Genomic DNA, 18998 nt, shown 5'->3' on the forward strand with positions numbered 1-18998 from the left:
TATCCGATCGGCGTTCAGGTATTGGCAAGGCACCGCGACGCGGGGCCGGGCCCGCCACCTGCGCCACATATCTGATCGGTCGACGTCGCCGACCTTTTCGGCAACGACATCGGCCCGCCCGTCGCGGGTGGACATCCGGCACGCCGTCGCCGGCCGCCCATTCGGCGTCGGGCGCATCGGCCGCCGGAACCCCGGAATCGATCACTGATTAGGGGGTTGCATTCATACGAAACCCGCGAATGCAAGGACCGGTCAGCCACGTCCACATCGGGGATCCACGCGGATCAACCGGCGAAACGGCGAGACGAGAACGCCCTTGCGGCCAGTTGTTCGAAACCTCATCAATCCGGAATCGTTCTCGGAAATGAAGGGGAGGCGTGCCCGCACGGTCGACACCGAGGTCAAGAAGGTGACATGAGAAGCTCCCGCCCGCACATCGCCATCCTCGTCGCCAACCTTCCGGCCGAGCGTGACCGCCGGGTGATCAGGGAATCCCTCGCCCTGGAGGCCAGCGGGTACGACGTCACGATCATCGCGCCGCGGGGCGACCGGAGCCTCAGGATCCTCCCCGGCAGCCGCGGCACCCGGCTGCGGCCGTACCCGGTGTTCGTCTACGGCTCCGGCCTGCTCTCGTTCGCCCTCGAGTTCGCCTGGTCGTTCCTGTGCATCACCGTGCGGCTGCTCGGCGAGCTGCTGCGCGGCCGGGCGCACGCCGTGCAGGTCTGCAACCCGCCGGACGTCTACTGGCCGCTCGCGCTCCTCTTCCGGGCCCTCGGGCGCCCGTGGGTGTTCGACCACCACGACCTCTGCCCCGAGATCTACGCGACCCGGTCCGGCGGCTCACCCAACCCGCTGGTGTTCCGGCTGCTCACGACGATGGAGTGGCTCACCCTCCGCAGCGCGAGCGCCGTCTTCGCCACCAACGAGTCGTTCCGCGAGAACGCCGTGCGCCGCGGCGTCGCGCCGGAGCGGGTCACGGTGGTGCGCAACGGTCCGGCGGCCGGCGAGATCCGGTCGGCGACCCCGGCACCGGCCGCGACCGGACACCGGATCGTCTACCTCGGGGTGCTCGGCCCGCAGGACAACGTCGAGGGCGCCGTCCTCGCCGCCGGGGTGCTGACCCGGCTGCGCCCCGCCCGGGACTGGCGGCTCGTCATCGCCGGCGACGGCGAGAGCATGCCGGCGCTGCGCAAGCTCGTCGCCGACCGTGGCCTCGGTGACGTCGTCGAGTTCACCGGCTGGCTCGAGGGCACCGAGGTGGACGACCTGCTGCGCACCGGGACGGTGGCGATCCAGCCCGACGAGCCCACCCGGATGAACGAACTGTCGACCATGGCCAAGACCGTCGAGTACCTGGCGCGGGGCCTCCCGGTGGTGGCCGTGGACCTCATCGAGACGCGGCGCTCCGCCGGAGCCGCCGCCGTCTACGTGCCCCACGGCACGCCGGAGGAGTTCGCCGCCGCGATCGCCGACCTCCTCGACGACGCGCCCCGCCGGGCCCGGATGGCCGAGATCGGCCGCGACCGCTTCGCCCACCAGCTCGCCTGGGAACACCAGAGGGTGGCGTACGTCGACGTGTGGCACCGCCTGCTGGCGCGCCGCCGGCCCACCACCGCGGAGCCCGGCGCCGCGCGTCCCGCCGTGGCCGGAGAGGGCGCGACCCCCGTGACATCACCCGCCGACGCGCCGGAGCCCCGTCGGTGACCAGCGTCGTCATCGCCGCCTACAACGAGGAGGCGGTCATCGGCCGGTGCCTCGACGCGCTGCTCGCCGACGCGCCGCGCGGGACGCTCGACGTCACCGTCGTGGCCAACGGATGCACCGACGCCACCGCCGCCGTGGCCCGCGAGCGCGCCGGCGTACGGGTGCTCGACCTGCCGGTGGCCGGGAAGGCGGCCGCCCTCAACGCCGGTGACGCGGTCGCCGTCGGCTTCCCCCGCGTCTACCTCGACGCCGACGTGGTCCTCTCCCCCGGCGCGCTGCCCGCGCTCGTCGCGGCACTGGACGGCCCCGACGGCGACCCGCCGCTCGCCGTGGTGCCGGGCCGTGCGCTCGACCTGCGTGGCCGTCCCGCGATCGTCCGCGCCTACTACGCGATCAACTCCCGGCTCCCCGCGTTCCGGCACAGCCTCTTCGGCCGGGGCGCCATCGCGCTGTCGGCGGCCGGCCGGGCCCGCTTCGACGCGTTCCCCGCCATGACCGCCGACGACCTCTACCTCGACGGGCTGTTCGCGCCGCACGAGAAGCGTGAGGTCGCCGGCGCCTCCGCCCGGGTGGCCACCCCGCGCCGCACCGGCGACCTGGTCCGCCGCCTGGCACGGGTCCGCGCCGGCAACACCGCGCTGCGCGCCGCGGCCGCGCGGGGCGCGGTCACCACCGTGGCCGTACGCCGGCCGGCCCGCTCGTCGTGGCTGCGCGACGTCGTCCTGCCGCGGCCCTGGCTGGCGCCGGCCGCCGCCTGCTACGTCGGCGTCACGCTCGTGGCCGCGCTGCGCGCCCGGCGCGAGCGGCGGACCGGCGGCGGCGGATGGGGGCGGGACGAGTCGAGCCGGGAGCCGACCCTGGCGAGTGCGGAGAGCGATGGCTGACAGCGACCGCGGACGTGTCGTCAACGTCTGCTTCCACGGCGTCGGCGTGCCCCGGCGCGACCTGGAGCCGGGTGAGGACCGCTACTGGGTGAGCCGGGACGCGTTCCACCGGATCCTCGACGAGGTGGCCACCTGGCCGTCGGTGCGGATCAGCTTCGACGACGGCAACGCCTCCGACGTCGAGATCGGCCTGCCCGCCCTGCTGGCACGCGGCCTGCGCGCCGACTTCTTCGTGCTCGCCGGCCGGCTGGGCGCCCCGGGAAGCCTCGACGAGGACGCCGTCCGCGAGCTGCACGCCCACGGCATGCGCATCGGCTCCCACGGCATGCACCACCGCTCGTGGCGGGGCATGGACGCCGGCACCCGGCGGGAGGAGCTGGTCGACGCGCGCGACCGGCTCGCCGCGGTCGTCGCCGGCGGCGTCGACACGGCCGCCTGCCCGCTGGGACGGTACGACCGGGCGCTGCTCTCGCGGCTGCGCGAGCTCGGCTACCGGCGGGTCTACACGAGCGACCGGCGGCCGGCGCGACGCGACGCCTGGCTTCAGCCGCGGTTCAGCGTCCGGCGCGACGACGACGCGACGACGGTGCGGGCCGCCGCCCTGGCGACCCCGCCGGTCGCCCGGCGCCTCCGGTCGGCGGCCGTCGGGGTGGTCAAGCGCTGGCGGTGACCCCGCCTGGACGCGGCCGTGGGCTCGTCACGCCCGGCGGCGACCACGCCCGGCCTGTCACGCCCCGGCGGTGACCGCGCCCGTCGCGGCCGGCGGCTGCACGCTCGCCGGTCCCGGCGTCTCCCGGAGCCGGCGCACGCTGACCAGGGCGCGCGCGGCGTGCCGGCTGCACCGGTTGCCGGCGGCGGCCCGGCTCGCCTCGCGCAGCAGGATCAGCGCCCAGTACACGACGGCCGCCGGCAGGCGGTGACGCCGCCGGTAGAGGCGGACGCGGTTGAGGGTGAGCAGCGCCCACAGGCGCGGCGACGTGGCCGAGTCGCCCTCGAGGTGCCGGGCCCGGGCGCGTGGGGCGAGGACCAGGGCGAAGCCACGGTCACGGGCGCGCAACGCGTACTCGGTCTCCTCCGAGTAGAGGAAGAACGACTCGTCCCACGGACCGCAGGCGTCCCAGCAGGCGCGGTCGATGAGCATGATGGAGCCCTCCGCCCAGTCGACCGTGACCTCCCGCGTGTACCACCGGCGGTCCGTGATCACCTCGCCGAGGCTTCCGATCCGCCCCATCCGGTCGGCGCCGAGCACCGCGTCACCCAGGGCGCGCGGGATCGTCGGCTCCCGGCGCAGGCTCGGGCTGAACCCGCCGTCGGCCCGCACGATCCGCGGCACGGCGATGCCCGCGTTGCGCCGGCGCAGCACCGCGAGCAGCTCCGGTACGCAGTTCGGCGCGAGGCGTACGTCGGGGTTCAGCACGAGCACGGCGTCGTGGGGCGCCGCCGCGGCGACCGCCGCGTTGATGCCGGCCGCGTACCCGCCGTTGCGTCCGGTCTCGACGATCCGCGCCCACGGCGCCTCCCGGCGCAGCACCTCGACGGTGTCGTCGGAGGACGCATTGTCGGCGACCGTGAGGTGCCAGTCCAGTCCGGCCAGGCCGGGGCCCAGCGACGCCACGAGGTCCGGGACGAACCGCGCGCTGTTGTAGGTGACGACCACGACCGCGATCGTCTCGGGGGTACCGGTCACCTGTGCTCCTGAAATCGCCAGCGTCGATCCGACCGGACCGGCCTGCGGTGCCCATTCTGCGGTGGCCGGCGGACCGCGCGGAACCGCGCCGATCCATTGCTGTGCCGTCGGCCGACGACAATCCGCCTCCGCGTCGGATGCTCTCGGCGGAACTGCGCGCCACCGCGTCGAACGGGCGGACCGGTCGGCCCGAACGTCCGCCTGTGATCCCTTCCTGGCGCCTGATACGTTGCCCCAGCAACGGTTCGGCGCGTCAGGTGGGGAGACAGCAGCCGCGATGGCAGTCCGGGTCACCCCGATCACGAATTCCGATCTGCGCCGCGTGGCGGAGTTCCTCCACACCCATCTGAACGGCCGGGTGTCGGCGGCCGAGTGGGAGCGGTCTGTCCAGGTGCCGTGGACGGTCGACGCGCCCAATCACGGATTCATGCTCGTCGACACGAAACGCGACGGCGCGGTCGTCGGCGTCCACCTCGCGTTCTATTCGGAACGGATGATCGACGGCCGGCCCGAACGGTTCTGCAATCTGGGCGCATGGTGCGTCCTGCCCGAATACCGCATCCACGGCGTACGGCTGTTGAAGGCGCTGCTCGACCAGCCGGACCTGCATTTCACCGACCTCTCGCCCAGCGGCACCGTCGTTCCGATCAACCGCCGGCTGAAGTTCCAGTTCCTCGACACCACGACGGCGCTCATGCCCAACCTCCCGTGGCCGTCGTGGCCGCGCCGGCACCGCGTCAGCGCCGACCCCCGCGTCGTGGAGAGCACGCTGACCGGCTCCGAGCTGCGGCTGTACCGCGACCACGCGGGCACCGCCGCCGCGCACCACCTCGTGCTGCGCAGCGGCGACGAGTGGTGCTACGTCGTCTTCCGCCGGGACCGCCGCAAGCGGCTGCCGCTGTTCGCGTCGATCCTGCACGTCAGCAACCCCGAGCTGTTCCGCCGGATGGCCCGGCCGCTGGCCCGCCACCTCCTGCTGCGCCACCGGATCCCGGCGACCCTCGTGGAGACCCGGGTGACCGGCCACCGCCCGTGGCCGTCGATGCTCCTGCGCTCGCCGCGCCGCAAGATGTTCCGCAGCTCCCGGCTGCGCCCGGACCAGATCGACTACCTGTACAGCGAGCTCGTCTGCGTGGCCTGGTGAGCGGACGGCCGGGCACCGGACCGGCGGGAGGAGGGGCGGCGCGGATGCGGACCCACGTGCACGACCTGGTGGCCGAGGCGGCGCACGGACGCGGCGACGCGCCGGCGCTGACCGTCCGGGACACCACGCTGACGTACGCGCAGCTGTGGCGCGAGGTCACCGCCGTGGCCGGCGGCCTGCGCCGCCTCGGCCTCGCGCGCGGCGACCGGGTGGCGGTCTACCTCGACAAGCGGGTCGAGACGGTGGCGGCCGTGTTCGGCACGTCCGCGGCCGGCGGCGTGTTCGTGCCCGTCAACCCGCTGCTGCGGGCCCGGCAGGTGGCGTACATCGCGGCGGACTGCGACGTCCGCGTGCTCGTCACCACGGCCGAGCTGCTGGCCCTACTGCGCGACGAACTCGACGGCTGCAAGTCGCTCACGCACGTCGTGGTCGTCGGCGCGACGCCGGCCACCGGCGGGGCGCACTACACGGTCAGCCGCTGGGCCGACCTCGTGGCCGGCGAGGCGGCACCGCCGACCGCCGGCGTCGACACCGACATGGCGGCCATCCTCTACACCTCCGGCAGCACGGGGAAGCCCAAGGGCGTCGTGCTGTCGCACCGGAACCTCGTCGCCGGCGCCGAGAGCGTCAGCCACTACCTCGGCAACACGCCCGACGACGTCATCGCCGCGGTGCTGCCGCTGAGCTTCGACGCGGGCTTCAGCCAGCTCACCACCGGGTTCGCGGCGGGCGCGCACGTCGTGCTCGTGAACTACCTGACCCCGAACGACGTCGTCGCGGCCTGCGCGCGGCACGGCGTGACCGGGCTGACCTGCGTGCCGCCACTGTGGATCCAGCTGGCCGACCGGACGTGGCCCGAGGCGGCGACCGCCAGGATCCGCTACGTCGCCAACACCGGCGGCCGCATGCCGGCCAGCACCCTGGCGAGGCTGCGGCAGCTCTTCCCGCAGGCCCGGCCCTACCTCATGTACGGGCTCACCGAGGCGTTCCGCTCGACCTACCTCGACCCCGCCGAGGCCGACCGCCGGCCCGACTCGATCGGCAAGGCCATCCCCAACGCCGAGATCCTCGTGGTGCGGCCGGACGGGTCCGAGTGCGCCGCCGGCGAGCCCGGCGAACTGGTGCACCGGGGTCCGCTGGTCGCGCTGGGCTACTGGAACGACCCCGAACGGACCGCCGAGCGGTTCCGACCGGCGCCGGGCCGCCCCGCCGGGCTGTCCACCCCGGAGGTCGCCGTCTGGTCGGGGGACATCGTGGTCCGCGACGAGGAGGGCTTCCTGTACTTCGTGGGGCGCGGCGACGACATGATCAAGACGTCGGGCTACCGGGTGAGCCCGACGGAGGTCGAAGAGGTGGTGTACGACACCGGTCTCGTCCGGGACGCGGTGGCGATCGGCGTTGACGACCCACGCCTCGGCCAGCGCATCGTCCTGGTGGCCAGCCCGCCCGGCGACGCCGTACTCGACCCGGCCGGCCTGCTCGCCGACCTGCGCCGGCGCCTGCCGCTCTACATGGTGCCGAAGGAGGTCGTCGTGCGCGCGGATATCCCCCGCTCACCGAACGGCAAGTTCGACCGCAACCTACTGCGTGCGGAGTTGACCAAGGCGGCGCGCGAGGCGTCCGAGGCGCGCACCGGGGAGGCGTCGTGACCCACCCGACCATCGCGGCGTTCGGCCGGGCGGCCAACCGTCTCACCGTCGGCGGCGTCCCCGTGGACCGTCTCGCCGAGCGGGTGGGCGGCACCCCCTTCTTCGCGTACGACCGGCGGCTGCTGACCGAGCGGGTCGCACTCGTCCGGGCGACGCTGCCCGACGACGTCGAACTCGGGTACGCCGTGAAGGCCAACCCGATGCCCGCCGTCGTCCAGCACCTGAGCGGGCTGGTCGACGCGTTCGACGTGGCCTCGGCGCTGGAGATGCGTACGGCGCTGGACACGCCGATGCCGGCCGACCGGGTCAGCTTCGCCGGCCCGGGCAAGACTCCCGCGGAACTCACCCAGGCGGTGGCCGCCGGTGTCACCATCGAGCTGGAGTCCGAGACCGAGGCGGCCCGGGTGGTGGCCACCGGCGAGCGGCTCGGCATCCGGCCGCGGGTCGCCGTCCGGGTCAACCCCGACTTCGCGATCAAGGGATCGGGCATGCGGATGGGCGGCGGACCCCAGCAGTTCGGGGTCGACGCCGAGCGGGTGCCCGCGCTCCTCAAGGAACTCGCCCACGCCGACCTGGACGTCCTGGGCTTCCACATCTTCGCCGGTTCGCAGAACCTGCGGGCCGACATCCTCTGCGCGGCGCAGCGCAACACCGTCGACCTCGCGCTCCGGCTCGCCGCGTACGCCCCGGCCCCCGTCCGTTACCTCAACATCGGCGGCGGCTTCGGGATCCCCTACTTCGAGCGGGACACCCCGCTGGACCTGGCCCCGATCGCCGAGAACCTCGCGGCGCTGCTCGCCGACTCGGTCCGACCGAACCTGCCCGACGCCCGGATGGTCGTCGAGCTGGGCCGCTTCCTCGTCGGCGAGTGCGGCGTGTACGTGACCCGCGTGGTGGACCGGAAGGAGTCACGGGGAAAGGTCTTCCTCGTGGTCGACGGCGGCCTGCACCACCAGCTGGCCGCCTCCGGCAACTTCGGCCAGGTCATCCGCCGCAACTACCCGATCGCCGTCGGCAACCGGATCGACGAGGAGCCCGCCGGGACGGCCACCGTCGTGGGCTGCCTGTGCACGCCGCTCGATCTGCTGGGCGACGACGTGGCGCTGCCGGCCGCGGAGATCGACGACCTCGTCGTCGTGTTCCAGGCCGGCGCCTACGGGCTCACGGCCAGCCCGACCGCCTTCCTGAGCCACCCGGCACCCGCCGAGGTCCTGGTCTGACGAGAGGAACCACCATGGAGCTGACCAACACCGCCCTGGTCGACGACGTGAGGTCGGTCGTCGTGGCGACGCTCGGTGTCGAGGACCGCGCCGACACCCTCGTCCCGTCGACGCCGCTGCTGGGCAGCCTGCCCGAGCTGGACTCGCTGGCCGTCGTGGAGCTGCTCGCCGCCCTGCAGGAGCGGTTCGACATCGAGTTCGACGACGAGGACGTCACCGCCGAGTCGTTCGAGACACTGGGCAGCCTCACGGCGCTCGTCGAGAGCAAGCTCGCCTGACCCTCGACCGCGCCGTCACGGCGTGTCGCAGGGCAGCCGTCGCACCGTCCTGGTCGGCTGGTAGTCCGGCCCGACGGTGACGACGGCCGCCTCCCACGCGGTCACCAGGGAGCAGGCCACGTCGATCGGCCCGTACTCCCACGACCCGTCCACGACGCGCAGGTTGCGGACGGACCCGGGCATGGCGAGACGGAACGGGTACCCGCCGCCCTTGACCAGGAGGCCGTCGACCTCCACCGACGTGTTGCCCTGGTCCGCCGGGTAGAAGAACGGGGCGGTGCCGCCGCAGGACGCGGTCTGCGCCAGTTCCAGCGTGACGTTGCGGACGACCAGTGGCGGCCCGTCGTACCCCTGCACGCCGTCGCCGTGCCAGTCGCCGCACACGTCCGGCGAGGTGACCCGGGCGAAGCTGTCCTCGATCGTGACGCGACCGCAGTCGAGGCTCTTCCCGGCGACACGGAAGCCCTCGGGGCGGCCGTCGATCCGGACCCGCCGGGCCGTGTACCCGCCGGCCTGGATGGCGGGCAGGTCCTCGCTGCGGGTCACCTGCCCCGGGCCGCGGGTCAGCGTGACGTTCTCGACCACCAGCCCGTTGTTGCACGACGGTGTGGAGTCGTTGATGATGCTGCCGCCCTGGAGTTCGACCCGCTGGACCCGCACGTCCCGGGCGGCGACGATGAGGTCCGCGTTGACGAGCCGGATGTCCCTCACCACGGACCCGGCCCGGGTGATCTTCAGATCCGTCGTGCGCGTCTGCTTCGGACGCCAACCCGCCGGGACGCCGGTGGTGGCGGGGTTCGGCCACACCACCGCCGGCCGCGTCCGGTCGGCGGGTTCCCCGCCCCGACCGGCGGACGGGCTGCCCGACGCCGTGGCGGAGGCCGACCCGGAGGCGCGGGGGCTCGCGGACCCGCTGGGCCGGACGGAGGCGCCCGGGCCGGACGGCGTCACGCCGGGCTGGTCGGCGACGGCCGCCGCGTCGGTCTCACCGGCCGGTGCCGAGCCGCGCTGCGTCAGGAACAGCACCGAGCCGGTCACCGCCAGCAGGAGGCCGGCGCCGGCGAGCGCGAGGCGTCTCCCACGGGTCCTGACGGGCTTCGAAATCTGCGACATCGCGGCGAACCTATCTGCTCGGCGGGTGTGCGACGGGGCGCCGCGCGGGACGTCCACGCAGGATCACGGCCGGCACGTGCGTGGGCGGCGGCGTCAGTACGCTCCCGAGCTTCGGATGACGGCGCTCAGCGTACGGACGAGGATGACCAGGTCCATGGTGAACGACCAGTTCTCGACATACGACAGGTCCAGGCGGATCGACTCCTCCCAGGACAGGTCCGACCGGCCGGACACCTGCCACAGGCCGGTCAGCCCCGGCTTGACCACCAGCCGCCGGCGCATGTCCGGCGGGTAGTTCGCGACCTCCCGGGGCAGTGGCGGTCGGGGCCCGACCAGCGACATGTCGCCCTTCACCACGTTGATGAGCTGCGGCAGCTCGTCCAGCGAGAACCGGCGCAGCCAGCGCCCCATCGGGGTCACCCGCGGATCGTCGCGGATCTTGAACAGTTCGCCGTCGCTCTCGTTGCGCTCGAACAGCTCGGCCAGGCGCTGCTCGGCGTCCACGTGCATCGTGCGGAACTTGTAGATGACGAACAGGCGGCCGTTGCGGCCCACCCGCTCCTGCCGGAAGATCGCCGGGCCGCCCGCTCCCGGCGCCGTACGGATGAGCAGGGCCAGGAGCAGCAGGACAGGTGCCGCGACCACCAGCAGCAGCAGCGCCGACACGCGGTCGACGATCTCCTTCACGACCCGCCGGCCGCCCTTGAGGCGGGGGTGCTCGACGTGCAGCATCGGCAGCCCGTCCACGGGGCGGATCGTGGTGCGGTCGCCGGCCACGTCGACGAGGGTGCTGGCGACGATGAGGTCGACGTCGTCGCGTTCCAGTTGCCAGGCCAGCCGCCGCAGGGCGGCACCGGCCATCTCCGGGCAGGAGAGCACGACCACGGTGTCCGCGCCGGCGCGGCCCACCGCCGCCGCGACGTCGGAGAACGTGCCGAGGACCGGCGGCAGCGGACCGGGGTCGGGCCGGCCGTCCGACTCCGCGTACGGCAGGCACGCGCCGACCACGCCCAGCCCGTGGAACCGCTCACGACGCAACCGGCGGGCCAGCTCGGCGACCGCGGAGCCGTGCCCGACCAGGAGCACCCGGTGCAGCCGTTCGCCGCGGGCCCAGGAACGGTGCAGGCGCTGGCGCAGCGCGTACCGCAGGGCGACACCGGCCACGGTGACCAACGGCATCGCGATAATCACGTATCCCCGGGCCACCCGGAAATCGAACGCGAGGGAAACAACCGCCAGCGTCGCGGTAAGCGCCAGACCCGAACGGAACACCCGGACGTACTCGTCGTTTCCGACGAAGAGGTGCCGTGTTTCGTACGCACGGTTGAGGGCCAGCGCCACCAACCAGGCGAACGGCAGTGTGAGGGTGAGCCAGATATGGGACCGGTGGGACGGCTCGGTGGTGGCCGGGCCGAATCGGAGCCCCAGGGCCACGCCGGCCGACGCCAACCCCACCAGGAGGTCCACCAGGCAGAGAGCGGCGACGTACCGGGCCTTCCAGGAGTGGCGCGCCGGCCCGGCGGCTGCTCCCGGGGGCGCGGCCCAATCGTTGCGGGCGACCGGACCGTCGATTACCTGCGCCATTTCCACCGAATGCACGCCGCCTCCACGTGAAGGTCGACCAGCCATCTGCCGAACGGCCTGCCCGCGGGCACGGGAACTGCGACGCCGGGGCAGACTTACGCCTCCGGAGACAATGGCGCCGGAGGCGTGCGGGAAAACCGATCGAGCACCAGAATGCGGGGGCCGGTCGCGTTTTGCCAGCGTCACTTCCGGCATTTTTGATCCCGAGTCCTATTGACGACACCGCGCGAGCCGGGCGGTGCCCGACCGGCACCCGAACCGCGTCGGGCGGTGGCCCGTACAGGTGCCGGCGACGGCCGTTCGAGCCGGCCCGCGCGGACGTTCGGACGCCAGAAACGCTTGATCGCCGGTCACCGGAGCACCCCGGGCCGCCGGTAGCCTCCCGCCATGGGAATCCCCTCACGCCCCCGGCATTCGGACGAGGCCACCGGCGTCGATCTCCGCGACCCGGCGGCGGCCCCCGCCGGCACCGACGACGTGCCGACCGGAAGCTCGCGCCGGCTCTCCGGTGCGCTGCGCAACCGCCTCGTCGACAGTGAACGGTCCTGGGGCGCCCGACGCCGCCGCGCGCGGGCCGCCTGGCTGTCGGAGACGTTCCCCGACCTCGCCGAGATGTCCGTCATCGACCTCGGGGGCCGCGTGGAGACCTGGACCAGGGCCCTGGTCCGTCCCGCGCACGTGCACGTGGTCAACCTGGAGGGTCCGACCTCCGACGTCCCGGACTGGGCCGAGGTCGACCACGGGGACGCGTGCCGCCTGCCCGCCCACATCGCGGCCCGCCGCTACGACCTCGTCTTCTCGAACTCGGTGGTGGAGCACGTCGGGGGCTACGAACGCCGGCTGCGCTTCGCCGAGTCGGTGCACGCCCTCGCCGACCGGCACTGGGTCCAGACCCCGTACCGCTACTTCCCCGTCGAGCCGCACTGGCTGGCGCCGGGCATGCAGTTCCTGCCACTGCGGGCACGGGTCGCGCTGGCCCGCCGGTGGCCGTTGCAGCACACCGTCGCCGCCAGCCGCGAGGACGCCGTGGCGGAGGTGTTGTGGACGGAACTGCTGGACTACACCCAGATGCGGCACCTGTTCCCCCGGTCCCGGATCAGGACCGAGCGGCTGGCCGGGCTGCCGAAGTCACTGATCGCGGTGGCCGGCTGAGGAATCGCCGCCGGCCGGTCAGGCGGGCAGCTCCAGGACGTACTCCTCGATCTCGCGCCCCCGGCCCGCCGCGTACCCGCGGTCCTCACCCCGGATGACGAACCCGCACTTGCGCAGCACCGCGAGGGAGCCGAGGTTGTCCTTCGCGGCCCGCGCGTGCACGGGACGCTGCGGCAGCTCCCGCAGCAGGGCGTCGAGCGCCAGGGTGGCGTACCCCCGGCCCCAGTGCCCCCGGTCGATCCAGTAGCTCACCTCGGTGCGCTCGCCCACCGGGAAGGCCAGGACGTGGCCGACCACCTCCCCGTCGACGGTGACCGTCCGCGAGACGATGCCGGGGTCGCTGCGGACCCGGTGCCAGTGGTCGGCGAAGGCCCCCCGGTCGGCCGGATCGTCCGCCGTGAAGGCGGCCATGCGGATCGCCTCCGGGTCCAGCTGGTGGCGGTAGAACTCCGGCAGGTCGTCGTCGCGCACGGCCCGAAGGCGCAGGTTGGCGGTCACCCGACGAGGATAGGCCCGACGACCGACAGCCGGGACGAGGCACGGCGTGCCGTCCGGTCCACCGCCGGCCGCCGGGCCGTCGACCGGGGGCGGGCGCGGCGCCGATCCGGCGCCACGGGCCGGCGGCCAGCGAGACGATGGGCGCATGCGACGCGTACGGAACAGACGGGATCAGGACAGGACGGCGAGCGGCGCCCGGGCCACGGGGGCGCTGGCGGTGGGCGCCCGGGCGGCCGGCGCCAGCGCCGTCGGGGCGCTCGCGGTGTCGGCGCTGGCCGGCGGTGCCGTCGCGGTGGGGGTGCTGTGCGTGGGACGGCTGATGGTGCGCCGGGCGGTGGTGCGCGAGCTGCGGATCGGGCGCCTGGAGGTGGGCGAGCTGGTCGTCCGTGATCGGCAGGCGGCGGCCGGGCAGCCGGCCGCCCCCCGGTAGTCACCGGCGGACGACCCGGGACCAACGGCCCGGGACTCGGGACGGGAGCCTCTGACCGTCGCATGCCCCGCGGGGCAGCCTGGGGGTGCGACCGAAGGAGGAACTCATGACCATCAGCACCGGCGCCCCCGTCGTGGTGGGTGTGGACGGCTCCGCCGCCGCCCTGGACGCGGTCCGCGTGGCCGCGCGGGAGGCGGACCACCGCCGGCGTCCGCTGCGGATCGTCCACGCCTTCACCTGGCCGTTCATCGGTGCCACGGTGGGCGCCGCGCCGTTCGCCCCGCCGATCGACGGGCTCCGCGAGCAGGCCGAGACGTTCGTCACCGAGGCCGTGGCCGAGGCCGGCAAGGTGTCCCCCGAGGTGGCGGTCGCCGCCACCGTCGTCGACGGTGCGGCCGTCCCGGCGCTGCTGGCCGAGTCCCGCGACGCCGCGCTCGTGGTGCTCGGGCACCGCGGGCTGGGCGGCCTCGCCGGGCTGCTGATCGGTTCGGTCACCGTGCAGGTCTCCGCCCGCGCACAGTGCCCGGTGCTGGTCGTACGGGGTGAACCCCGCGCCGACGGCCCTGTCGTGGTGGGTGTGGACGGTTCCGACCTGTCCACCGAGGCGGTCGGCTTCGCGTTCGAGGAGGCGGCCCACCGGGGCACCTCGCTCGTCGCGGTGCACGCCTGGCTCGACCCGGTCGCGGTGCTGCCCGGGGACGTGCTGCCGGTGACCGCGGACGTGGCGGCGCTCGCGGAGGACGAGGAGCGGGTGCTCGCCGAGTCGGTGGCCGGGTGGGCCGAGCGCTACCCGGACGTGCCCGTACGGCGCACGCTCGTCCACGGCTCCCCCGCCCAGGCCCTCGTGGAGGAGTCCCGCGACGCGCAGCTCGTGGTGGTCGGCGCGCACGGTCGCGGGGCGCTGGGCGGGCTGCTGCTCGGCTCGGTCAGCCACGCCGTCCTGCACCACGCGCACTCCCCGCTGGCGATCGTCCGGCGCGCACGCTCGTGAGCAGCGGCCGGGGGGCGACCCGGCGGGTAGCAGGGGCGCGGCCCGGTGACAGGTGCGCGGGGAAAGACCCACGGGTGAGGGCGTACGCCGCCGACAATGACGTGATCGACCCGTTGGGAGGCCGCATGAACCGACCCGTCGTGGCAGGGGTGGACGGCTCACCGGGAAGCCTCGCGGCCGCGCAGGAGGCGGCCCGGGAGGCGTCCCTGCGGGAGGCTCCCCTGCACCTGGTGCACGGCTACCTGCATCCGCTCGGGTACGGGGTGCCGCTCAACCCGTACGACCTGGGTGTGCCGGCGCCGACCGAGGCGGCGCAGACGATGCTGGAGCAGACGGCCCGGGAGCTGGCCGGCCGCTGGCCGGGGCTGCGGATCGACGTACGTCAGGTGGCCGGCGGCCCGGGCGCGACCCTCGTCGAGGAGTCGCGCCACGCGGAGCTGGTGGTGGTCGGCAGCCGCGGCTTGGGCGGCTTCGCCGGCCTGCTGCTCGGCTCCGTCGGCACGCAGGTCGCGGCGCACGCCCACTGCCCGGTGCTGGTCGTGCGCCCGCCGGACGGGCCGGTGCCGGCCGGCGGACCGGTGCTGGTCGGTGTCGACGGCTCGGAGTCCGCCGAGCTGGCCGTCGGCTACGCCGCCGACGAGGCGGTCCGCCGGGGCGTCGCGCTCGTGCTCGCGCACGTGGACACGGACGACGACCGCGCCGGCGAGCAGGCTTCGCCGACCGCCGGCGAGGGGGACGACGCGGCGACCGCACCGGGCGACGCACCGCCCGCGCTGCTGGCCACCGCGCTCGCCGCGGTCCGCGGCAGCCACCCCGGTCTCACCGTCACCGGCCGGACGCTGCGGGCGTCCTCGGCCGGGCAGGCGCTCGTCGAGGCGAGCGGCGCGGCGACGCTCGTCGTGGTCGGCACCCGCGGCCGGGGCGGGTTCGCCGGCATGCTGCTGGGGTCGGTGAGCCAGGCGCTCGTGCAGCACGCCCGGTGCCCGGTGCTCGTCGCCCACCCGTACGACCGGGCGCCCTGAGCGGGCCGGTCGTACGGGTGGCCGGCGGTCACGTGTCGCGGGGGCCGAGCAGGTCCTCGAAGTTCGTGGTCAGCGCGAACGGGTCGGCCGGCCCGGTGGACGGCGGCCGCCGGTGCACCTGCTCGGCGAGTTCGGCCGCGGACCGCTCGATCCGTGCCCGCAACGCCCCCTCGGCCGCCCCGCCGGACCAGTCCTCGGGCGCGGCGAACACCGCGGTCGGCACCACCACGGCGTGCAGGTACGCGAACAGCGGCCGCAGCGCGTGCTCCAGGGCCAGCGAGTGCCGGGCCGTGCCGCCGGTCGCGGCGATGAGCACCGGACGGTCGACGAGCGCCTCCGCCTCGATCAGGTCGAAGAACGACTTGAACAGCCCGTTGTACGACGCGTTGAAGATCGGCGTGACCGCGATCAGCCCGTCGGCGCCGGTCACCGTGTCGAGGATCGCGCGCAGCGACTCGGACGGGAAGCCGGTGAGCAGGTGGTTCACCACGTCGTGGGCGTGTTCGCGCAGGTCGATGTGGTGCACGTCGACCTGCTCGCCCCGGCCGGCCAGCTCGTCGCCGGTCGCGGCGGCGAGCTGGTCGGCGAGCAGGCGGGTGGACGACGGCTGGCTGAGCCCGGCCGAGACCACCGCGAGGGTGCGTCGGCTCATCGGGCCGCCTCCGGCGCCTTGCCCGTCACGTCGTCGACGGCGTGGACGGTGCCGTCCTTGGCGCCGCCCGCGGCGGCGACCAGCGAGGCGTGGGTCGGTGCCTCCGGCACGTGCGCCGGACGCAGCGCGTCGAACTCCTTGCGCAGCACGGGGACGACCTCCTCGCCGAGCAGGTCGAGCTGCTCCAGCACGGTCTTCAGCGGCAGTCCGGCGTGGTCCATGAGGAAGAGCTGGCGCTGGTAGTCGCCCACGTACTCGCGGAACGTCAGCGTGCGGTCGATGACCTGCTGCGGGCTGCCCACGGTCAGCGGCGTCTCCCGGGTGAACTCCTCCAGCGACGGCCCGTGCCCGTAGACGGGGGCGTTGTCGAAGTACGGCCGGAACTCGCGGACCGCGTCCTGCGAGTTCTTGCGCATGAACACCTGCCCGCCGAGGCCGACGATGGCCTGGTCGGCGGAGCCGTGGCCGTAGTGCTCGAACCGCTGGCGGTAGAGCCCGACCATCCGCTGGGTGTGCTCCTTGGGCCAGAAGATGTGGTTGGCGAAGAAGCCGTCACCGTAGTAGGCGGCCTGCTCGGCGATCTCGGGGCTGCGGATCGAGCCGTGCCACACGAACGGCGGCACGCCGTCGAGGGGGCGCGGGGTCGAGGTGAACGACTGCAACGGGGTGCGGAAGCGTCCCTTCCAGTCGACCACGTCCTCCCGCCACAGGCGGCGAAGCAGGTCGTAGTTCTCGATGGCCAGCGGGATCCCGTTGCGGATGTCCTGGCCGAACCACGGGTAGACCGGGCCCGTGTTGCCCCGCCCCATCATCAGGTCGACCCGGCCGTCGGCGAGGTGCTGCAGCATCGCGTAGTCCTCGGCGATCTTCACGGGGTCGTTGGTGGTGATGAGGGTGGTGGACGTGGACAGCAGCAGCCGCTTCGTACGGGCCGCGATGTAGCCGAGCATGGTGGTCGGCGACGAGGGCACGAACGGCGGGTTGTGGTGCTCGCCGGTCGCGAAGACGTCGAGCCCGACCTCCTCGGCCTTCAGGGCGATGGTCACCATCGCCTTGATCCGCTCGTGCTCCGTCGGCTCCCGACCGGTGGTCGGGTCGACCGTGACGTCGCCGACGGTGAAGACTCCGAACTGCATGACGAGCTCCTCGGGTTGTCGGTCGGGGCCCTGGCGGACCCGGACGCACCCGACAACATATTTGACGAGTCAAGAATTCCGCGCGTGGCGCGGGCGCCCGTGGCGCGGGTCACGTCCGCCGCCCGCACCGGGGTACCCGCGCCCGGGCCCCGCGACACCGGTGCGGGCGCCCCTCACCGGCGCCCGCGCGGCACGTGCCGGCGGTAGGTGCTCACGGTCGGGTCCCCGGCGATCCAGAAACGCCACGGCACGTCGTGCGCCCCGGTGACACCGACCCGCGGGCCGGCGCACACCTCCGACGGCGGCACCGGTTCCACGGCGGGGCGCAGCCGGACCGGCCCGTCGCCCAGCAGGTACCGCCCGTAGACCGTACGGTCGATGCCGAGCGCCGCGCAGAGCCGGGCGGGTCCGCGCGCGAGATCGACGTCCCGGCGTACGGCGGTGCGCCGCTCCCGGGCCACGTCGAGGCCGTCGACCACCTCGCCGGCCCGCAGCAGGACCGCCGAGGCCTCCCCGTCCGGCCCGGTGACCACGTTCATGCACCAGTACATGCCGTAGGTGAAGTACACGTACGCGTGCCCCGCCGGCCCGAACATCACGCTGTTGCGCGGGGTGCGTCCCCGGTGCGCGTGCGACGCCGGGTCGCCCGCCGTGCCGGCGTACGCCTCGACCTCGGTGATCCGCACCGTCACGCCGCCCGCGGAGAGCCGGCAGCCGAGCAGGCCGCGGGCCGCCGGCACCACCGGGCCGGCGAGCAGGTCGGCGAGTGCCGCCAGGGCGGGATCGGCGGCGGCGTCGCCGGGGAGCAGGTCCATGCCCCGACCGTACCCAGCCGGCCGCGGCCGATCCGGACCCGCCCGGACAGTTTATCAATAAAGCGTTGACAACGCCCTGTTGAAAGAGTCGAATCGGGGGCATGACCGAGCCGTTCACCACGCCCGACGCCGCACGGACGCGCGCCCACCGCACCCACGCCGCACTCCAGCGCATCAGCGAGCGGCACGCCGGCACCGACGCCCACCGGCGCCGCTACGCCCACCCGTACGTCGTCGACCCGTGGGAGGCCGTCGCCCTCGTCACCGCCCTCGCGGCGGGCGGAGCGGAACTGGACGACGGGGAGGAGCCGGTGGACGAGGCCGACCTCACCGCCGCGCTGACCCTCGTGCCGCACGTCCGCGCCGAACTCGACGCGCTCGAGGCGGGACTGCTCACCCTCGCCCGGGACCGGGGGCTCACCTGGCAGGCCATCGCGTTCGGGCTGGGCCTGGGCAGCGCGCAGGCCGCCCAGCAGCGCTACGACCGGCTCACCGCCCGCACCGCCGACTGACCACGCCCCAGGGATGGGCGGCGGCTCCCACGGCGCCCGCCCCGCGACAGGCCGCGCCGGAACCGCCGGCTGTCGGTGGGTGCGGGCACACTGGCCGGGAGACCGAGCGACGGGAGGGACGATGCAGCGCGAGGAGATGCTGGCGTACTGCCTGGCGAAGCCGGGCGCCTGGCTGGACCAGCCCTGGGAGGGCGACGAGGTGGTCAAGGTGGGCAGCCGGATCTTCGCCTTCCTCGGCTCCCCCGGCGCCACCCCGACCGTCGGCGTCAAGTGCGGCCCCGACCGGGAGGTGGCCGACGAGTGGCTGCACCGCTACCCGGAGGACGCGCGCGTGATGCCCTACATCGGGCGCTCCGGGTGGAACACGCTGCGGCTCGACGGGGCGATCGACGACGAGGAACTCTTCGAGGCGGTCGACGGGTCGTACGACGCGGTCGTCGCGAAGCTGCCGAAGCGGGAACGACCGACGGCCTGACCGCGTGCGGCGCCGACGGACGGGCACCGCGCCCCGGGGTCGGGGCGCGGTG

General features: G+C 74.2%; 20 protein-coding genes. 13 read left to right on the plus strand and 7 right to left on the minus strand.

Translation table 11 applies throughout. The features are described from left to right. The first annotated feature begins 414 nt into the window (after nt 1-414). Genes OG994_RS13045 through OG994_RS13055 form a run of 3 tightly spaced genes read left to right on the plus strand, consistent with a single transcriptional unit; the run spans nt 415 to nt 3258 of the window. A complete protein-coding gene (locus OG994_RS13045; protein WP_328853416.1) occupies nt 415-1704 on the plus strand; it encodes a glycosyltransferase family 4 protein in 1290 nt (429 codons plus the stop codon). After that, complete coding sequence (locus tag OG994_RS13050; RefSeq protein WP_120331200.1) at nt 1701-2588, plus strand: glycosyltransferase; 888 nt, start codon at nt 1701-1703, stop codon at nt 2586-2588. The genes OG994_RS13045 and OG994_RS13050 overlap by 4 nt, the downstream gene beginning before the upstream one ends. Next, the gene (locus OG994_RS13055; protein WP_328853417.1) at nt 2581-3258 is read left to right on the plus strand and encodes a polysaccharide deacetylase family protein; all 678 of its coding nucleotides are present in this window, start codon (nt 2581-2583) and stop codon (nt 3256-3258) included. Before OG994_RS13050 ends, OG994_RS13055 begins: the two co-directional genes overlap by 8 nt. A 57-nt stretch (nt 3259-3315) precedes the next feature. Here the strand turns inward: OG994_RS13055 and OG994_RS13060 are convergent, their stop codons facing one another. Next, nucleotides 3316-4275 carry a glycosyltransferase family 2 protein gene (locus OG994_RS13060; protein WP_328853418.1) on the minus strand — a complete coding sequence of 320 codons (960 nt, stop codon included), beginning with the start codon at nt 4273-4275 and terminating at the stop codon, nt 3316-3318. A 277-nt stretch (nt 4276-4552) separates the two neighbouring features. Here OG994_RS13060 and OG994_RS13065 point away from each other — a divergent pair, with 277 nt between their 5' ends. The 4 genes from OG994_RS13065 to OG994_RS13080 are packed head-to-tail and all read left to right on the plus strand — an operon-like array spanning nt 4553 to nt 8566. Continuing rightward, nucleotides 4553-5419, plus strand: a complete 867-nt coding sequence (locus OG994_RS13065; protein WP_328853419.1) for a hypothetical protein — start codon at nt 4553-4555, stop codon at nt 5417-5419. A 44-nt stretch (nt 5420-5463) separates the two neighbouring features. Then, nucleotides 5464-7068 (plus strand): acyl-CoA ligase (AMP-forming), exosortase A system-associated, encoded by a 1605-nt coding sequence (locus OG994_RS13070; RefSeq protein ID WP_328853420.1) that lies wholly within the window; start codon nt 5464-5466, stop codon nt 7066-7068. Further along, entirely contained in the window at nt 7065-8288 is a 1224-nt protein-coding gene (locus tag OG994_RS13075) for a pyridoxal-dependent decarboxylase, exosortase A system-associated (protein ID WP_328853421.1), read from the plus strand. Before OG994_RS13070 ends, OG994_RS13075 begins: the two co-directional genes overlap by 4 nt. Nucleotides 8289-8302: 14 nt before the next feature. After that, the gene (locus OG994_RS13080) at nt 8303-8566 is read left to right on the plus strand and encodes an acyl carrier protein (protein ID WP_120331205.1); all 264 of its coding nucleotides are present in this window, start codon (nt 8303-8305) and stop codon (nt 8564-8566) included. A gap of 15 nt (nt 8567-8581) precedes the next feature. Here the strand turns inward: OG994_RS13080 and OG994_RS13085 are convergent, their stop codons facing one another. Next, a complete protein-coding gene (locus tag OG994_RS13085; protein ID WP_120331206.1) occupies nt 8582-9679 on the minus strand; it encodes a hypothetical protein in 1098 nt (365 codons plus the stop codon). A gap of 93 nt (nt 9680-9772) precedes the next feature. Next, nucleotides 9773-11263, minus strand: a complete 1491-nt coding sequence (locus tag OG994_RS13090) for a sugar transferase (RefSeq protein WP_407942607.1) — start codon at nt 11261-11263, stop codon at nt 9773-9775. Between the two features lie 612 nt (nt 11264-11875). Here OG994_RS13090 and OG994_RS13095 point away from each other — a divergent pair. Beyond that, complete coding sequence (locus OG994_RS13095; RefSeq protein WP_240033167.1) at nt 11876-12415, plus strand: class I SAM-dependent methyltransferase; 540 nt, start codon at nt 11876-11878, stop codon at nt 12413-12415. 18 nt (nt 12416-12433) lie between these two features. Here the strand turns inward: OG994_RS13095 and OG994_RS13100 are convergent, their stop codons facing one another. Further along, nucleotides 12434-12913 (minus strand): GNAT family N-acetyltransferase, encoded by a 480-nt coding sequence (locus OG994_RS13100; RefSeq protein ID WP_120331208.1) that lies wholly within the window; start codon nt 12911-12913, stop codon nt 12434-12436. 145 nt (nt 12914-13058) lie between these two features. Here OG994_RS13100 and OG994_RS13105 point away from each other — a divergent pair, with 145 nt between their 5' ends. From OG994_RS13105 to OG994_RS13115, 3 genes are all read left to right on the plus strand, one after another. Continuing rightward, the gene (locus OG994_RS13105; protein ID WP_328853423.1) at nt 13059-13343 is read left to right on the plus strand and encodes a hypothetical protein; all 285 of its coding nucleotides are present in this window, start codon (nt 13059-13061) and stop codon (nt 13341-13343) included. Nucleotides 13344-13449: 106 nt separating this feature from the next. Next, on the plus strand, nt 13450-14334 hold the full coding sequence (locus OG994_RS13110) for a universal stress protein (protein WP_120331210.1): 885 nt from the start codon (nt 13450-13452) through the stop codon (nt 14332-14334). 125 nt (nt 14335-14459) lie between these two features. Continuing rightward, a complete protein-coding gene (locus OG994_RS13115; protein WP_328853424.1) occupies nt 14460-15356 on the plus strand; it encodes a universal stress protein in 897 nt (298 codons plus the stop codon). A gap of 28 nt (nt 15357-15384) precedes the next feature. On the opposite strand, the gene OG994_RS13120 is transcribed toward OG994_RS13115, so the two are convergent. The 3 genes from OG994_RS13120 to OG994_RS13130 form a co-directional block, all read right to left on the minus strand. Further along, nucleotides 15385-16008 (minus strand): FMN reductase, encoded by a 624-nt coding sequence (locus OG994_RS13120; protein WP_328853425.1) that lies wholly within the window; start codon nt 16006-16008, stop codon nt 15385-15387. Beyond that, the gene (locus OG994_RS13125) at nt 16005-17144 is read right to left on the minus strand and encodes an LLM class flavin-dependent oxidoreductase (protein ID WP_120331213.1); all 1140 of its coding nucleotides are present in this window, start codon (nt 17142-17144) and stop codon (nt 16005-16007) included. The genes OG994_RS13120 and OG994_RS13125 overlap by 4 nt, the downstream gene beginning before the upstream one ends. Before the next feature lie 173 nt (nt 17145-17317). Next, complete coding sequence (locus OG994_RS13130) at nt 17318-17959, minus strand: DNA-3-methyladenine glycosylase (protein WP_328853426.1); 642 nt, start codon at nt 17957-17959, stop codon at nt 17318-17320. A gap of 101 nt (nt 17960-18060) precedes the next feature. Between OG994_RS13130 and OG994_RS13135 the strand changes: the two genes are divergently transcribed. Together OG994_RS13135 and OG994_RS13140 are read left to right on the plus strand one after the other, a co-directional pair. After that, entirely contained in the window at nt 18061-18471 is a 411-nt protein-coding gene (locus OG994_RS13135) for a DNA-binding protein (RefSeq protein WP_328853427.1), read from the plus strand. 121 nt (nt 18472-18592) lie between these two features. Next, nucleotides 18593-18946 (plus strand): MmcQ/YjbR family DNA-binding protein, encoded by a 354-nt coding sequence (locus OG994_RS13140; RefSeq protein WP_328853428.1) that lies wholly within the window; start codon nt 18593-18595, stop codon nt 18944-18946. Nucleotides 18947-18998: the final 52 nt, after the last annotated feature.

This window comes from Micromonospora globbae, assembly GCF_036184225.1.
In the GTDB taxonomy this organism is placed as follows: domain Bacteria; phylum Actinomycetota; class Actinomycetes; order Mycobacteriales; family Micromonosporaceae; genus Micromonospora; species Micromonospora globbae.

Coding starts and splice junctions, on each gene's coding strand:
- OG994_RS13045 (WP_328853416.1), top strand. CDS start 415: ATGAGAAGCTCCCGCCCGCACATCGCCATCCTCGTCGCCAACCTTCCG.
- OG994_RS13055 (WP_328853417.1), top strand. CDS start 2,581: ATGGCTGACAGCGACCGCGGACGTGTCGTCAACGTCTGCTTCCACGGC.
- OG994_RS13065 (WP_328853419.1), top strand. CDS start 4,553: ATGGCAGTCCGGGTCACCCCGATCACGAATTCCGATCTGCGCCGCGTG.
- OG994_RS13070 (WP_328853420.1), top strand. CDS start 5,464: ATGCGGACCCACGTGCACGACCTGGTGGCCGAGGCGGCGCACGGACGC.
- OG994_RS13080 (WP_120331205.1), top strand. CDS start 8,303: ATGGAGCTGACCAACACCGCCCTGGTCGACGACGTGAGGTCGGTCGTC.
- OG994_RS13085 (WP_120331206.1), bottom strand. CDS start 9,679: ATGTCGCAGATTTCGAAGCCCGTCAGGACCCGTGGGAGACGCCTCGCG.
- OG994_RS13090 (WP_407942607.1), bottom strand. CDS start 11,263: ATGGCGCAGGTAATCGACGGTCCGGTCGCCCGCAACGATTGGGCCGCG.
- OG994_RS13095 (WP_240033167.1), top strand. CDS start 11,876: ATGTCCGTCATCGACCTCGGGGGCCGCGTGGAGACCTGGACCAGGGCC.
- OG994_RS13105 (WP_328853423.1), top strand. CDS start 13,059: ATGCGACGCGTACGGAACAGACGGGATCAGGACAGGACGGCGAGCGGC.
- OG994_RS13110 (WP_120331210.1), top strand. CDS start 13,450: ATGACCATCAGCACCGGCGCCCCCGTCGTGGTGGGTGTGGACGGCTCC.
- OG994_RS13115 (WP_328853424.1), top strand. CDS start 14,460: ATGAACCGACCCGTCGTGGCAGGGGTGGACGGCTCACCGGGAAGCCTC.
- OG994_RS13120 (WP_328853425.1), bottom strand. CDS start 16,008: ATGAGCCGACGCACCCTCGCGGTGGTCTCGGCCGGGCTCAGCCAGCCG.
- OG994_RS13125 (WP_120331213.1), bottom strand. CDS start 17,144: ATGCAGTTCGGAGTCTTCACCGTCGGCGACGTCACGGTCGACCCGACC.
- OG994_RS13130 (WP_328853426.1), bottom strand. CDS start 17,959: ATGGACCTGCTCCCCGGCGACGCCGCCGCCGATCCCGCCCTGGCGGCA.
- OG994_RS13135 (WP_328853427.1), top strand. CDS start 18,061: ATGACCGAGCCGTTCACCACGCCCGACGCCGCACGGACGCGCGCCCAC.
- OG994_RS13140 (WP_328853428.1), top strand. CDS start 18,593: ATGCAGCGCGAGGAGATGCTGGCGTACTGCCTGGCGAAGCCGGGCGCC.